The 13,940-nt window shown below is 67.3% G+C and carries 12 protein-coding genes; 6 read left to right on the top strand and 6 right to left on the bottom strand.

What is annotated here, in order from left to right; translation table 11 throughout:
• Positions 1–256: 256 nt before the first annotated feature.
• The 3 genes from AB0876_RS20685 to AB0876_RS20675 all read left to right on the top strand — a co-directional run bounded on the left by AB0876_RS20685 (position 257) and on the right by AB0876_RS20675 (position 3,924).
• Positions 257–1,093 carry an LLM class F420-dependent oxidoreductase gene (locus AB0876_RS20685; RefSeq protein ID WP_526042827.1) on the top strand — a complete coding sequence of 279 codons (837 nt, stop codon included), beginning with the start codon at positions 257–259 and terminating at the stop codon, positions 1,091–1,093.
• A gap of 170 nt (positions 1,094–1,263) precedes the next feature.
• On the top strand, positions 1,264–2,049 hold the full coding sequence (locus AB0876_RS20680; RefSeq protein WP_526042826.1) for a polysaccharide deacetylase family protein: 786 nt from the start codon (positions 1,264–1,266) through the stop codon (positions 2,047–2,049).
• Between the two features lie 96 nt (positions 2,050–2,145).
• Positions 2,146–3,924: a BamB-related PQQ repeat family beta-propellar protein gene (locus tag AB0876_RS20675; RefSeq protein WP_491840346.1), complete on the top strand. Its 1,779-nt coding sequence runs from the start codon at positions 2,146–2,148 to the stop codon at positions 3,922–3,924.
• A 4-nt stretch (positions 3,925–3,928) separates the two neighbouring features.
• Here the strand turns inward: AB0876_RS20675 and AB0876_RS20670 are convergent, their stop codons facing one another.
• Positions 3,929–5,677 carry a BamB-related PQQ repeat family beta-propellar protein gene (locus tag AB0876_RS20670; protein ID WP_491840347.1) on the bottom strand — a complete coding sequence of 583 codons (1,749 nt, stop codon included), beginning with the start codon at positions 5,675–5,677 and terminating at the stop codon, positions 3,929–3,931.
• A 403-nt stretch (positions 5,678–6,080) separates the two neighbouring features.
• On the opposite strand from AB0876_RS20670, the gene groL reads away from it, so the two are divergent.
• A complete protein-coding gene (gene groL, locus AB0876_RS20665) occupies positions 6,081–7,703 on the top strand; it encodes a chaperonin GroEL (RefSeq protein ID WP_055110509.1) in 1,623 nt (540 codons plus the stop codon).
• A 130-nt stretch (positions 7,704–7,833) separates the two neighbouring features.
• Positions 7,834–8,652, top strand: a complete 819-nt coding sequence (locus AB0876_RS20660) for an SDR family NAD(P)-dependent oxidoreductase (protein ID WP_491840348.1) — start codon at positions 7,834–7,836, stop codon at positions 8,650–8,652.
• On the opposite strand, the gene AB0876_RS20655 is transcribed toward AB0876_RS20660, so the two are convergent.
• The 3 genes from AB0876_RS20655 to AB0876_RS20645 form a co-directional block, all read right to left on the bottom strand.
• Positions 8,645–9,196, bottom strand: a complete 552-nt coding sequence (locus AB0876_RS20655; RefSeq protein ID WP_526042825.1) for a carboxymuconolactone decarboxylase family protein — start codon at positions 9,194–9,196, stop codon at positions 8,645–8,647. The two genes, AB0876_RS20660 and AB0876_RS20655, sit on opposite strands and share 8 nt — an antisense overlap.
• Positions 9,197–9,288: 92 nt before the next feature.
• A complete protein-coding gene (locus AB0876_RS20650) occupies positions 9,289–9,669 on the bottom strand; it encodes a pyridoxamine 5'-phosphate oxidase family protein (protein ID WP_491840350.1) in 381 nt (126 codons plus the stop codon).
• 43 nt (positions 9,670–9,712) lie between these two features.
• Complete coding sequence (locus tag AB0876_RS20645) at positions 9,713–11,434, bottom strand: N-acyl-D-amino-acid deacylase family protein (protein WP_526042824.1); 1,722 nt, start codon at positions 11,432–11,434, stop codon at positions 9,713–9,715.
• A gap of 75 nt (positions 11,435–11,509) precedes the next feature.
• Here AB0876_RS20645 and AB0876_RS20640 point away from each other — a divergent pair, with 75 nt between their 5' ends.
• Complete coding sequence (locus AB0876_RS20640; protein ID WP_526042823.1) at positions 11,510–11,896, top strand: VOC family protein; 387 nt, start codon at positions 11,510–11,512, stop codon at positions 11,894–11,896.
• Positions 11,897–11,899: 3 nt separating this feature from the next.
• On the opposite strand, the gene AB0876_RS20635 is transcribed toward AB0876_RS20640, so the two are convergent.
• Together AB0876_RS20635 and AB0876_RS20630 are read right to left on the bottom strand one after the other, a co-directional pair.
• On the bottom strand, positions 11,900–12,388 hold the full coding sequence (locus AB0876_RS20635; protein WP_526042822.1) for a hypothetical protein: 489 nt from the start codon (positions 12,386–12,388) through the stop codon (positions 11,900–11,902).
• Complete coding sequence (locus tag AB0876_RS20630) at positions 12,388–13,935, bottom strand: serine/threonine-protein kinase (protein WP_526042821.1); 1,548 nt, start codon at positions 13,933–13,935, stop codon at positions 12,388–12,390. The genes AB0876_RS20635 and AB0876_RS20630 overlap by 1 nt, the downstream gene beginning before the upstream one ends.
• Positions 13,936–13,940: the final 5 nt, after the last annotated feature.

Below are 13,940 nucleotides of genomic sequence, written 5' to 3'. Positions count from 1 at the left end.
GTGACGCAAGGGATCTGGAGGGGTTAATCGCGCAGGTCGGACATGGTTTGGACATTTGCCAAACTTTTGACCGTGTGCTCAAAATCGGGTCGGGCCAGTTGGTGAGTTGCCATGTCATACCCAACGCAGCCCTGGCGCCGGAGCGCTACGGGACCGCCCCGGCCATCCTTGCTGGTATTGCGCCGAGCAATGCTGAGCTCCGAGCCGGGCACGCGCTGCCAGGGCCCCCGTCCTCGCCCGGAGTAACGTCGGCCAGATGAAGTTCGGCATTGCCACCTTCGTCGACGACGACAGCATCGACCCCGTATCGCTGGCCCGGGCGATCGAGGAGCGCGGATTCGCCTCACTCATCGTTGCCGAACACAGCCACATCCCGGTCAGCCGCGACTCGGCCTATCCGGATGGTGGCGACCTGCCGCCGTGGTACTACAACACGCTCGACCCGTTCGTCACCCTCGCGGCCGCGGCGGCAGTGACCTCCACGATCGAACTCGTCACGGGCGTCGCACTGCTGATCCAGCGCGACCCCATCCACACCGCCAAGGAAGCCGCCAGCATCGACCTCATCTCCGGCGGCCGGTTCGTACTCGGCGTCGGCGCCGGGTGGAACCTCGAAGAGATGCGCGACCACGGCACCGATCCGAAAACCCGTGGGGCACTGCTCGATGAGAGCATCGAGGCGGTCACGGCGCTGTGGACCGACGAGCCCGCCGAATACCACGGCAAGTACGTCGACTTCCCGTCCTCCTACTGCAGGCCCAAGCCCGTCCAGAAGCCACACCCGCCGATCTACATCGGCGGCAACTCCGATGCGACGGTCAAACGGGTGATTCGCCATGGGGCGGGCTGGATCTCGAATCCGCTGCCCAGAGATGTGCTGGCCAAGCGCATCGGGCAGATGCATGACGGCGGGGCGCGCGACGTGCCGTTGATGATGTTCGGTGCACCCGTCAAAGCCGACTATTGGCGTGCCGCTGAGGATCTCGGCTTCGGCCAGCTCGGGCTGTTCCTGCCGTCCGTGGGCAAGGACGAGTCACTGCGCCGGCTCGACGAGTTCGCCGCGGCGGTGCAGAAGTATCAGTCGGGAAGCTGAGCTGTCTCGGGTCCCGGCTTTCGCTGCCTTCTCTGCGCGGTTTTCTACGTGGGGGTCGCTCGTCGGCGCTGAGAGCAGCCCGGCGGTGGAAATCGGCGAGGCAGGCGTCCGCAGTCAACCCACAGCCGATCGCGGGCTGACCTACAACATCCGGGCCTACCGTCCGGCATGTGATCACCAGGCGCTCATTCCTGACGGCGACCGCCGTCGGTTCGATCACCGCCGGATATGCGCTGCGTGCCGGGCTGCCGACCGCGCACGCCGACCCGAACGCCGTCGACCCGCCTTCGGTTGCGGTGCTCAACAAGAGGCGGCCACCCACGCAGTGGGGAATGGCGCTGCCCGGCATCACCACGTCGTTCGCCGCCGCCGGCCGCCAGATCGCCTTGACGTTCGACGCGTGTGACGGTGCCTGCGACGACGCCCTGCTCGATACCTTGCAGCGCAACGGTGTTCCGGCGGTGCTCATGCTGAACTCGCGATGGATCGACCGGAATCCGGACCGGGCCCGGCAGTTGGCCGGCAATCCGTTGTTCGAGATCGGCAACCACGGCACCCGTCACGTGCCCCTGTCCCTGACGGGTCGGGCTGCCTACGGGATCGCCGGGACCCGGTCGGCCGACGAGGTGGTCGGTGAGGTGTGGGGCAACCACCAAAAGTTGACCGCGCTGACCGGCCGGGCTCCGACCTGGTTCCGTCCCGGTACCGCGCACTATGACGACGTGGCCGTCGAGATCGTGCACGAACTGGGCGAGCAGCCGTTGGGATTCACCGTCAACGCCGACAACGGTGCGACGGCGTCCGCGGCCGCCGTGCGATCCAACGTCATGAACGCCGCCCCGGGCTCCATCGTGATCGCCCACATGAACCACCCCCAGTCCGGCACGCATGCCGGTTTCGCCGAGGCGATCCCCGCGATGCAGGCGGCAGGCTGGCAGTTCGTATTACCCCGCTGACGGGGAGGGCCGCAGGGTAATTGCCGGGGGAGTTCGGTCGAGCCGCGGCGTCAACATCTGCCGTGGGCCGCCCCGCCTACGGGTTAGGTTTGGCGAATGACCGCGGGGGAGCAGGACGCAAACGATGACGACAGCGCGCCGGGCACGTCTTACCGGCAACCCGCCGTACTGCTCGGGCTCCTGGCGGGGCTGCTGCTCGCCGCCGTCGCATGCCTGAGTCTCGGCTGGATGCGACGAACACCGGAACTGCCGTTGGGCGAAGACTTTTCGTCGCTGACGACGGTGCTGTGGCGCACCACTTTCGTCGTTGCCGGCGTCGCGCTATTGGTCGCCGTATACGTCGTGGTGGGGCGCGTGTACCGGCAGTCGCCGGGCTGGCGGGCCAGGTTCGTGGCCTACTCCAGCCCGGCACTGTTCGTGCTCGTCGTGGCGGCGTTGATGGCGCAGAGCCGGGGCACCATCGCCAAGGCTTTTCGCCAGGCCAGCGATGATCAACTCGCGCTGCGTCCATTCGCCGTCACTACGGTCGCCCACGCCGCCTGGTGGTTCGCGTGCCTGGCTCTGGCGGCACTGGCAGTGCTCTGTGCGGCGGCCCACCGGACCCAACGGCCTCACCGCGCGCCTCGCCGCCTTGCTGTGAGCCGATGGGTCGCGGCTGCAGTGGCCGTCGTCCTGGCTGCGGCACTTGTGGTGCCTGCCGTGGCTATTGCCAAGAAGTCTCCGTTCCACAACGAGACCGCCGAGAGCATCGATCCGCCGACGTTGACGACGCTGAGCGGGACGGTTGCCTACCGGGCCGAGGTGTCGTCTCTGGCCACCTACTCCCGGCCTGGTGGCGCGGGTTGGGTGCACGTCCAGAACGGCCCCGAGTACCGGCAGGAAACCGTGGTGGGTTTCGACGGTGCGACGGGGGAGCAGCGTTGGACATTCAGCGTGCCCCGATTCAACGCCAGCGAATTGCGGACGACGGGCATCGGGCCCGACAGTGTGGTGTTGGTGAAGGCCTACATCCCCACCGACGCGATGATCGCCCTCGACGCCACCACCGGAGCGCTGCTGTGGACGCGCGTCGATCATGACGTGTTTGACGAGGACTATCCCCTGTCGTCGAGTGTGCTGTTGGCCAGCAGCCGAGACCCGGCCGGTGGCATGACCTGGACCGCTTTGGCGGCGCGGACCGGAAATGAGTTGTGGACCAAGACATTTGATCGTGACTGCAAGACATCGATGCGTGCCACCGAGAACTTCATCCTGATGAGCACCTGCGACGAGGGCCCCGACGTGCTGACGCAGGTGCTCGACCCGCAGACCGGGCGGCAACACGGCGTCATCACCGCATCGTCGCTGGGCATCCAACCGGGAGCGCCGAACTCCCATCCCGCGATCGATGCCACCTCAGGTGACCGCGCACTGGTCTCCGGTGCCGGAGCGCCGCTGGTCATCGATGTCGCGGCAGGTCGGGTGATCGTGCGCCTGCCTGATCACCAAGACGCGGAGTTCATCGACCCGGACTCGCTCATGCTCAGCCCTGCGAGTAAGAATAATGAAGACCTGCAACCGGTTTCAATCCACGATCTGCGTGACGGCGTCACCATTGACACCGGGTTGCTCTTGGCATGGCGCGGTCGCGAGGAGACCTGGGGAGCTATCGCGCGGGTGGGGGACCAGTGGCTGACGCTGCTACCCGATGCCCCGCTCGCGCCCGTAGCGCAACGCGATCCCGTCCCGATGCGGATCATCGGCAAGTCGGGCCCGACGCAGACGCTGCCCAACCCGTGCGAAGGCCGCATGCAAGTGGCTCCGGCGGTGTCTCGCGTGCCCGGAGCGGTACTCGTCGAATGCGGCATGGCAGATGCCGTCGCCGCCGTGCGGTAACGCCTCAGCGCAAGCCGACGATGTCGTAGCTGGTGACACTGCCGTTGTCGGAATGGTTGGCGCACAGCGCCAGAACCGCGCCGGGGACCGGCAACAGGCCGCCCGGCCCTTCGTCGCAGGGCCCTGTTCTGAGAGTGGCGGGACCACCGGTGAGCGGCACCGAGGCCAGTCGTTCCTCGTAATGGCCTTGGTGGGCGGCAGCCGTGACGAACTCATTGCCCACCCGGGCCCACCGCCGCGCGTCGGGATCGGCGTGCATCTCCAGGTCTGTCACCGTCACGGCACGTCGCTCTGCGGGGAGATACAGGGTGACGGTCCGTGCCCGGCTGTCCTTGCCGAGTTGCACCACCGGGCCTGGAAGTGATTTCTCAAGATCCGGGGTCCGAACGAAAGGTACTGGCGTGACCTGTACCGCCTTGGTCCCGACGTCGACGGCCAGCAGCACGCCGTCCACGCTGCTGAGTCCACTGGCGTAGAGGGCGGCGATGTCTCCGTCTACCGCCAGCAGTTCCGTCGTCACGTCACCCGACGGGAAGCCGGGCTGCTTGGTGAAGTCGATCGTGGACTCCGATTCCGCGTCGTACACGCGGAGCGCATCGCCGCACGCGTCGACGAAGATGAGCCTTGAGCCGACGGCGTCGTAGCGGCCTCGATTGCACTCATCATCGGGAGTGTCCTTCGCCCACAACGGTTTACCGGTCCGCGGATCAAGCGCGCCGACCTTGTCGGGGCCGATCGCCGCCAAGATCTCACCGTCGCCGTTCGCTCGGCCGCGGAGGTGCCAGTCCGCGTCGTTGATCCACAGCTGTTCGCCCGTCATGGCGTCGAGCCCGACCAGGAACGCGACGTCGGGGTCGTGGTCGGATGAGTACTTGTCGGGGTCTTGGGTATTGGGCGGGCGAGTGCACTGCACGGCCACCACCGCATCGTCGCGGACTCCGGTGGACCACAGCGACACGTCGCCGCAGCGCGCGGGCAGGTCGGCCGTCGGGAAGCGCCAACGCTGCGCGCCGGTCGACCCGTCGAAACCGATGACCGCGCCGTCCGTGATGCCGACGAATCCGGGGCCGGCCGCACGAACGCCCCCTGCGTCGACCTTCACGGTGTAGGCCGTATCGGTGCCGACGGACGTCGGCAGCGCCGGGACCGCCACCCGCTCCGCCGTGGTCGCCGAAGAGACACCGACCGAGCTGAGCGACGTGACAGCGATGCCGGCCACCACGGCCAGGGCGAGGCCGGAGGCAGCCAAGACGGCGACCGCAGGCCGGCCCGGTCGGCGCGCAGCGGCGGGTGACGCGGAGGTCGCGCCGGCAAGCACCATTGCCGCGGCGCAGGCGACGAAGACCCAGGACACCTGTGCGATCACGATGACGGGACGCGCACCCGGCCCCGAGATCAACAGCGCGTGCTGTGCGGATTTGGCGGTGAGGAGCCCGTAGGCCGCGACGGCGACGATGCCCGCGAGGAGTAGCGAGGCATGCCCAGCAGTGTCGAGACCGGAGATGGCTCGCACACCGAGCCAGATGGCGGCCGCCCCGGCGACGCACACGCCGATCAGCGAGATGAGGAGAAGGTGGCCCGCCGGAGCCAGGTACGTCGCGGTCTGCCCGGTCGGAACCCGTGCCGCGTACGCATAGATGGCGAGGCTCACTGCTCCCAACGCCAGACCGAAGCCCAGTGAGATGGTCAACCGGCCCCCGCGCGTCACCGTGGATCTGCGCTCGTCGTCGCCGCTACTCGTCTCGTCGCTCACTCGGCTACCCCCTCGGGTCAGAACTCTGCCACAGCATCGGGCCACCTCAGGGCGGGAAAACACCGCAGACCCGTCACCTTCGGGGCGGACTTCCGCCGTTTTCTTCGCAGGGGTCGCCGCATCGCGCCGGGAACCGCCCTGAAGTAGAAACCGACGAGGGGTAGGCCGACCGCCGGCTTCGTTTCGCCACGGGCGAAGGCGAGAAGCCGCAGCAGCCCCTGCGCAACCTTGCACTCACCATGGTCGAGTGCTAAGAATGCAGTTGGCACTCTCGATCAGTGAGTGCCAGGTCGGGCCGGTGAGGCAGGGACCGCACCTGCGGGAGCACACCCACGCCGTCCGTCGCGGGCACTGAACCTGACCACACAACGTGCGATCCCCTATCCGGAGGAATCACTTCGCAATGGCTAAGACAATTGCGTATGACGAAGAGGCCCGTCGCGGCCTCGAGCGGGGCCTGAACAGCCTCGCCGACGCGGTAAAGGTGACGCTGGGCCCCAAGGGTCGCAACGTCGTCCTGGAGAAGAAGTGGGGCGCCCCCACGATCACCAACGATGGTGTGTCCATCGCCAAGGAGATCGAGCTGGAGGACCCGTACGAGAAGATCGGCGCCGAGCTGGTCAAAGAGGTCGCCAAGAAGACCGACGACGTCGCGGGTGACGGCACCACCACCGCCACCGTTCTGGCCCAGGCCCTGGTTCGCGAAGGTCTGCGCAACGTCGCTGCCGGCGCCAACCCGCTCGGCCTGAAGCGCGGCATCGAGAAGGCTGTCGAGAAGGTCACCGAGACCCTCCTGAAGTCCGCCAAGGAGGTGGAGACCAAGGAGCAGATCGCTGCCACCGCCGGTATCTCCGCCGGAGACCAGTCCATCGGCGACCTGATCGCCGAGGCCATGGACAAGGTCGGCAACGAGGGTGTCATCACCGTCGAGGAGAGCAACACCTTCGGGCTGCAGCTGGAGCTCACCGAGGGCATGCGCTTCGACAAGGGCTACATCTCGGGCTACTTCGTCACCGACGCCGAGCGTCAGGAAGCCGTCCTGGAGGATCCCTACATCCTGCTGGTCAGCTCGAAGATCTCGACCGTCAAGGACCTGCTGCCGCTGCTGGAGAAGGTCATCCAGTCCGGCAAGCCGCTGCTGATCATCGCCGAGGACGTCGAGGGCGAAGCCCTGTCGACCCTGGTGGTCAACAAGATCCGTGGCACCTTCAAGTCCGTCGCCGTCAAGGCCCCGGGCTTCGGTGACCGCCGCAAGGCCATGCTGCAGGACATCGCCATCCTCACCGGTGGCCAGGTCATCAGCGAAGAGGTAGGCCTCTCGCTCGAGACCGCCGATGTCGCGCTGCTGGGCACCGCCCGCAAGATCGTGGTCACCAAGGACGAGACCACCGTCATCGAGGGTGCCGGCGATGCCGACGCGATCCAGGGCCGTGTCGCCCAGATCCGCGCCGAGATCGAGAACAGCGACTCCGACTACGACCGCGAGAAGCTGCAGGAGCGCCTGGCCAAGCTGGCCGGCGGTGTTGCGGTGATCAAGGCCGGCGCTGCCACCGAGGTGGAGCTCAAGGAGCGCAAGCACCGCATCGAGGACGCCGTGCGTAACGCCAAGGCTGCCGTCGAAGAGGGCATCGTCGCCGGTGGCGGCGTGGCTCTGCTGCAGTCGGCTCCGTCGCTGGAGGAGCTGTCGCTCACCGGTGATGAGGCCACCGGCGCCAACATCGTGCGCGTCTCGCTGTCGGCCCCGCTGAAGCAGATCGCCTTCAACGGTGGTCTGGAGCCGGGCGTCGTCGCCGAGAAGGTGTCGAACCTGCCTGCGGGTCACGGCCTGAACGCCGCGACCGGTGAGTACGAGGACCTGCTGGCCGCCGGCGTTGCCGACCCGGTCAAGGTCACCCGCTCGGCGCTGCAGAACGCGGCGTCCATCGCGGCGCTGTTCCTCACCACCGAGGCCGTCGTCGCCGACAAGCCGGAGAAGGCGGCCCCCGCGGCCGACCCGACCGGTGGCATGGGCGGTATGGACTTCTAAGAAGTCGCCTGAAGGAGGCCCGGCTCGCTTGGCGAGCCGGGCCTTTTCATGTCGAGCGGCCAGTTACCGCACGCGGGGAAGCCAGACGCGTGACATAACTGGCCACTCGGCGACGAAGTAACGTCGACCCATGCCGCTACCACCGCCATCACCGACCACCACCGCCGTCGTGACCGGTGCCTCCTCGGGCATAGGGGCCGCCATCGCCCGCGAACTGGCGCGCCGCGGCTACGGTGTCACATTGGTAGCCCGCCGGGAGGACAAGCTGCGTGAGCTGGCCGCCGAACTCACCACCACGGCAGAGACGATCGCTTGCGACGTCGCCGACCCCGACGCCCGCGCAACACTTTTCGACACGATCGCCAAGCGCGGGTTGACCGTCGACATCCTGGTCAACAACGCCGGTATCGGCACCATCGGCTCGGTGGTGAAAGCGCCGGTCGCCGACGAGATCGCCCAGGTGCGGGTAAACGTCGAAGCGGTCATCGACCTGACCACCCGGGCGGTGCAGCAGATGGTGCCCCGCCGGCGGGGCGCGATCCTCAACGTCGGCTCCACGGCCGGCTTCTACCCGTTCCCGGGACAATCCGGCTACGCCGCCACCAAGGCGTTCGTCCACACCTACACCGAGGGCGTGCGCGCCGAGCTGGCCGGTACCGGCGTCACCGTCGCCACGCTGTGCCCCGGCCCGGTGCGCACCGAGTTCCTCAAGACCGCGGGCATGGACGAGCGAAAATTCGCCGCGGCGTTCCCGAAGGTGTTGTGGATGCCGGCCGAGGACGTCGCCAGAGCCGGTGTCGACGCACTCGCTGACGACCGCGACATGGTGATCCCCGGTCTGCCCAGCAGGCTGACGACCCGTGTGGCCCAACTGATTCCGCGACGGATCCTGTTGCCGATACTGGCCCGCCAGCACCCGGGGTTGCGCCGAGACGGGGCAGCTAGTTAGCCGGCCACCGTCGCATCCACCCTTCGACGGGTAGGTCCAGCCCGTTGCACAACGTGCAGATGGTGCGGTACCAGCCGAGCGCGACGAGCAGCTCCATCCGTTGTTCGTCGTCGAGCTTGTGCCCCAACGCATCCCAGATCTCTGGTGTCCAGGACCCGGTGCGTTCGAGTTCGTCGACAGCAGCGATCAGCACGCGCTCGAACTCGCTCCACCCTGCGTCGACCCCGGTGACCAGCGCATCGCATTCCTCGTCAGTGACCCGCGCGATGGGCCCCCAGAACGCTGCCTGTCCACCCCATTCGTACTCACAGCCCACCAGTGCGCACATCCGCAGGATCGCGATGGTGCGTAACCGCGCTGGAAGTCTCGCATCGACGTAAAGTGACTCACCCAATTTCCTCAGCCGTGCCGCCAGATTCGGGTGGCGCTGCAGGCACCGGACCAGCAGCAGCGGTTCATACGTGCGATCGGGGTGACCCCAACTGTTGATGCCTGCGGCGTCCTCGTCGCTCCAGGGCTGGGCCAGCGGCTCGGCGCGAGTCATCCGACCGACTCGCGAGTCGGGCAGCCGAGCACCAGGTCATAGCTCACCCGACAAACGTACGACGCCCGCGCGGCCGACGCCAAGACGGTCCGTCAGTTCTCCGACAACACGATGCAATCGCTGTCGCACTGGCCCGGCGGGCCGGGTGCGGCCGCCTTGCGATGCAGGACCGCGCGACTGGGCACGATCTGATGCGCCTCGTCCTCGGTCGCACCGGCTCGGCCCCGCCCGTCGACGATCAGCGAATACCCACCGGACTGACGCGGCGGACAGACCAGCGTCGCGTGCTCGTGGGACGCGAGGTTTCTCCGAGTGTGCCCGCCGACCGGGCCGACGTGGATGACGCCGTCGACCAGGTGTGGCTCCACCGCGACGGTGTGCGCGTGGTAGTTGTCGTCGACCGTGACGAGGTAGGCGAACGCGTAGTCCGCCAGCTTGTCGGCCAGCTGGTTGAGGTCCACTTTCACGCTCATGACGTGAGAATAGGCCGGTTGACGGCCCGGGGTGCCCGACCTGTCAGACCGGCTCAGATTGGCGTCCGCGCACGAGCCGGCCGGGTCGCGCGTCGGTCGGCACCCCGTTCTCGGCGATGACCTCACCGGAGACGACGGTCGCGACGTAGCCGTCGGCGGTCTGGTCGAGGCGACGTCCACCACCGGGGAGGTCGTAGGCGACGACGGGGCGGTGCAGCCGTAGCGCCGCATGGTCGATGACGTTCAGATCGGCCTTGTAGCCCAATGCAATTCGACCGCGGTCGGCCAGCCCGGCGACCCTGGCGGGCACCGAGGTCAGTTCCCGGACGGCATCGGCGACGCTCAACGTGCCTGTGCCCCGGTCGCGGACCCAGTGCGTCAGCAGGTAGGTGGGGAAGCTGGCGTCGCAGATCATCCCGTAATGCGCGCCGCCGTCACCGAGCCCCAGCACCACGTCGTCGCGGCGGAGCAGCTCGGCGACGGTGTCGAGTGAGTTGTCACGGAAATTGGCCAGCGTGACCAGCAGCATGGCGTGCCCCTCGTCGTCGAGCAGGCGGTCATAGGCCTCTTCGAGCGGGTCGACGCCGCGGGCCCGGGCCCGCGCACCGATGGAGTTCGACGGGTCGGGCTCGTAGTCGGGCTGTTCACCCAGCGGGTACATATAGTCCCAAGCCTGTACGGCGAACATCAGCGGATGCCCGTCACTGGCCGAGGTGTCATTCAGAATCCGTTGGCGCACTTCGGGTTTACGCATCTCGGCGACCCGCTCGGCCAGTGGGAGGTGGGCGATCTCGCGGTAGCTCGGATAGAGGACGAACGGGTTGCCCGACAGTTCGAGGCCCAGCACCAGGCCGATGGGGCGTGGGAAGATCTGGGCGGTGATACTGCCGCCGTTGGAATTTGCCTTCTCCACCATCCGCAGGGCGTCCTCGAAGAACGCCGGCCCGGCGTTGCCGATCGCCAGCGTGAACGTCACCGGCAACCCGACATCGGCGGCCACATCGAACACCGTCTGTAGCGCCGGCTCGTAGTCACCCGCGACCAGGTCCGGCACGAACTGGATCAGGCCGCCGCCTGCGTCGTCGACGCCACGGGCGATCGCCTCGATCTCGGCGTAGCCGGCTTCGTAACTGGGAATCGGCCGGCCGCTCTCGGTCTTGTGGATGGTCAGCCGTGATGAGGCGAACCCCAGCGCGCCGCAGTTGACCGCCTCGGCGGCAAGCTTGCGCATCAGCGCCAGATCCTCGGCGTTCGCGGGCTCTCGGTCGATGCCGCGTTGGCCCATCACGTAGACGCGAAGGGGGGAGTGCGGCAGGAACGCCGCCACATCAATATCGAGCTGTCGCGACGACAGGGCGTCCAGGAATTCGGGGAACGTCTCCCACGTCCACGGCAGACCGTCGACCATGACCACCCCGGGGATGTCCTCCACGCCGGCCATCACATCGACGAGCACGTCGTGATCGTCGGGGCGGCACGGCGCGAACCCGACACCGCAGTTGCCCATGACGGCCGTGGTGACACCGTGCGCCGAGGACGGGTTGAGCCGCTCCGACCAGATGGCCTGCCCGTCGTAATGCGTGTGCAGGTCGACGAAACCGGGCGTGACCAACAATCCGGTGGCATCGATCTCGCGTTCGGCCGTCCCGGTCACGGAACCAATTTCGACGATGACGCCGTCGCGCACCGCGACGTCTCCCACGTACGGTTCGCCGCCCAGGCCGTCGACGATGGTTCCGCCACGGATGCACAAGTCGTAGGTCACCTAACTAACGTACGACGCCACGGCCGATCGCGGAACAGGCGCCGACGTGTCGGTGCCGGATGCAAGGATCGACCGGTGATCGATCACTTTGGAATCAACTGCACCGACTGGGCCAAATCGAAAGAGTTCTACGACTCTGTGCTGGGCGTACTCGGGTACAGCCGCCAGCTGGACTACCAGGTAGCGATCGGCTACGGCAGTGATGGCAAGCCCGACTTCTGGATTGCCGATGCCAGTGCCGGCGATGTCGGTGGGCCCAACCGGGAGATCCATGTGGCGTTTCACGCGGCCGACGCCGATGCCGTGCAGGCGTTCTACGACGCGGCCCTGGGTCTGGGTGCCGAGTCGCTGCACGCACCACGTCTGTGGCCCGAATACCACCCGGGCTACTTCGGTGCATTCGTCCGCGATCCCGACGGAAACAACGTCGAGGCGGTGTTCCACGGGGCTGCGCCGCAGTAACCCCTAGAGCTGTTCCAGTTCCGAGATCCGCCAGTCGCCGTCGACGCGGGTCAGGCTGACCCGGTAGGCCACCGCGTCCTTGGTCGACGGACCGCCGGCGGTCTCGGAACTCTGGTCGACGAACGCCACCACCTTGGCCTCGTCGGCGGTTAGCGATTCCACTCCGGTGTTGCGGACAATCGCCGTCTGGGTGACGTTGTCCGCCTTCGCGCGGATCGTTTTCCGGTACTCGTCGACGGCGGCGCCGGTCAGCGTTTCGGTGACCGCATCGATCTCGGCCCGGCTGGTCGTCGGGGTGAAGCTCAGCGCCTTGACCACATTGGTCTTCACCAAATCAGTGACCTGCTCGCGCGCCTGGTCGTCTTCGGCGATCGGGGCGGGCGCCGGTGTGCTCTTGACGGACAATTGCCAGAACCCCAGGCCGCCCGCGATGACGATCCCCACGATCAGCGCGATGACCGACAGCGTCCAGCCCCGTGTGCGTGTGCCCATCAGTTCACGAACTCCAGCTTCGAGGCCTTGTAACTGCCGTCGACGTGCTCGACGGTGACCCTGACCCGTTGCAGCGAAACCACACCGACCCGATTGACCGTCACGGTCACCTTGGTGTCGACGGTGACGAGCACGACCGCCTCGTTGGAGAACAACGATTCGATCCCGGCCCCGGTGACCGTTCCGTCGGTCTTGACGCCCAGGTCCGTGGCCTTCTTCTTGATCTGTGGGGCCTGGTTCTGCAGGTCGGCGCGGAACTCGTCGGTGGCGCCGTCCATGATCGTCGCGAGATCGGTATCGACGGTGTCTGCGCTCACCGTGACGGTGTGCAACGCGAAAGTCTGGGCGGCGTCCACGTACGGCTGCCACGACGGCGTCGTCCGTGCCACCGGGGTCTCGCGGACGAACTGGCTGATCGCGAAGCCGATGGCGCACACCAGGAGCACCGCGAGCACGGTAGGCACCACAACCCTTGTCGCGCTGCTCTTCTCGGGGCGGCGCGGCTGCGGGATCGGGCTCGGTCCCGACCAGTGGGGGGAGTGGTGCGACGGGCCGGTTACCGAGTGAGTGGGTGCTGTGAAGCTCGGGGCCGTGATGACCCGTGGGGGCTCGGAGGAGAACTGTTGGGGCGGCGATACCGGCGACGGCCGCTGCGGTTGCGGTTGCGGCGTGGGGGGCCGCTGCGTGAGGGGAGCCGCCGGAGTGGCCGTCGGCTGGGCATCGGCGAGCGCTTTGGCGAAATCGCTGCACCGCGGGTAGCGGCCGGCCCGGTCCTTGGCCATCCCCTTGAGCATGACCTCGTCCAGGTACGCCAGTTCGGGACGTTCGGCCCTCAAGCTAGGTGGGGGCTCGTTGAGTTGCTTGCTGATCACCACCGCGGGGTTGGAGTGGTGGAACGGCGAGTGCCCGGCCAGGAGCTGAAATGCACTGGCCGCCAATGCGTATTGATCGGCCCGCCCGTCCATCGACTGCCCCAGGAGCTGCTCGGGAGCCGAGTAGGCCATGGAGCCGACGGCCATGTTGGTGGCGGTGATCCCGCTGATGTCATCGATTCGGCGGGCAACGCCGAAGTCGGCCAACAGAATTCGACGACGAGCCGCTTCAGGGCCGGTCAGCAGGATGTTGGCCGGCTTCACGTCGCGGTGCAGCAGGTTGCGGTCGTGGGCGTAGTCGAGCGCCTCGGCGATGGCGGTGACGATCTCGACCGCTTCACGCAGCGGCACACCGCGGGGGTGACGCTCACGCACGTGTCGTGAGGCGTCGGTGCCGTCGACGTAGTCCATCGCGATCCACAGCTGCCCCTCGTATTCACCGCGATCGTGCAAGCCGACGATGTGGGGATGCCAGAGCGAGGCGGCGATGTCGGCCTCGCGATTGAACCGTTCGCGGTACTGGGCGTCACTGGTCAGCGAGGCCGGCATGATCTTCAGCGCATCCTGGCGGGGGAGCCGCGGATGTTGGGCCAGATATACCTCGCCCATGCCGCCTGAACCGAGCAGACGTTGAATCGTGTACCCGGCGAACACGTCACCGGTATTCAACGGCATGCAGT

The sequence above is a fragment of the Mycobacterium sp. NPDC049093 genome (assembly GCF_040704635.1).
GTDB lineage: Bacteria > Actinomycetota > Actinomycetes > Mycobacteriales > Mycobacteriaceae > Mycobacterium.
The sequence above is the reverse complement of the archived record's forward strand: the minus strand, read 5'-3'. Positions and strand labels throughout refer to the sequence as shown.

Bases quoted from the DNA above. Each gene is read 5' to 3' on its own strand.
- AB0876_RS20685 (WP_526042827.1), top strand. From the start codon at position 257: ATGAAGTTCGGCATTGCCACCTTCGTCGACGACGACAGCATCGACCCC.
- AB0876_RS20675 (WP_491840346.1), top strand. From the start codon at position 2,146: ATGACCGCGGGGGAGCAGGACGCAAACGATGACGACAGCGCGCCGGGC.
- groL (WP_055110509.1), top strand. From the start codon at position 6,081: ATGGCTAAGACAATTGCGTATGACGAAGAGGCCCGTCGCGGCCTCGAG.
- AB0876_RS20660 (WP_491840348.1), top strand. From the start codon at position 7,834: ATGCCGCTACCACCGCCATCACCGACCACCACCGCCGTCGTGACCGGT.
- AB0876_RS20655 (WP_526042825.1), bottom strand. From the start codon at position 9,196: ATGACTCGCGCCGAGCCGCTGGCCCAGCCCTGGAGCGACGAGGACGCC.
- AB0876_RS20650 (WP_491840350.1), bottom strand. From the start codon at position 9,669: ATGAGCGTGAAAGTGGACCTCAACCAGCTGGCCGACAAGCTGGCGGAC.
- AB0876_RS20635 (WP_526042822.1), bottom strand. From the start codon at position 12,388: ATGGGCACACGCACACGGGGCTGGACGCTGTCGGTCATCGCGCTGATC.
- AB0876_RS20630 (WP_526042821.1), bottom strand. From the start codon at position 13,935: ATGCCGTTGAATACCGGTGACGTGTTCGCCGGGTACACGATTCAACGT.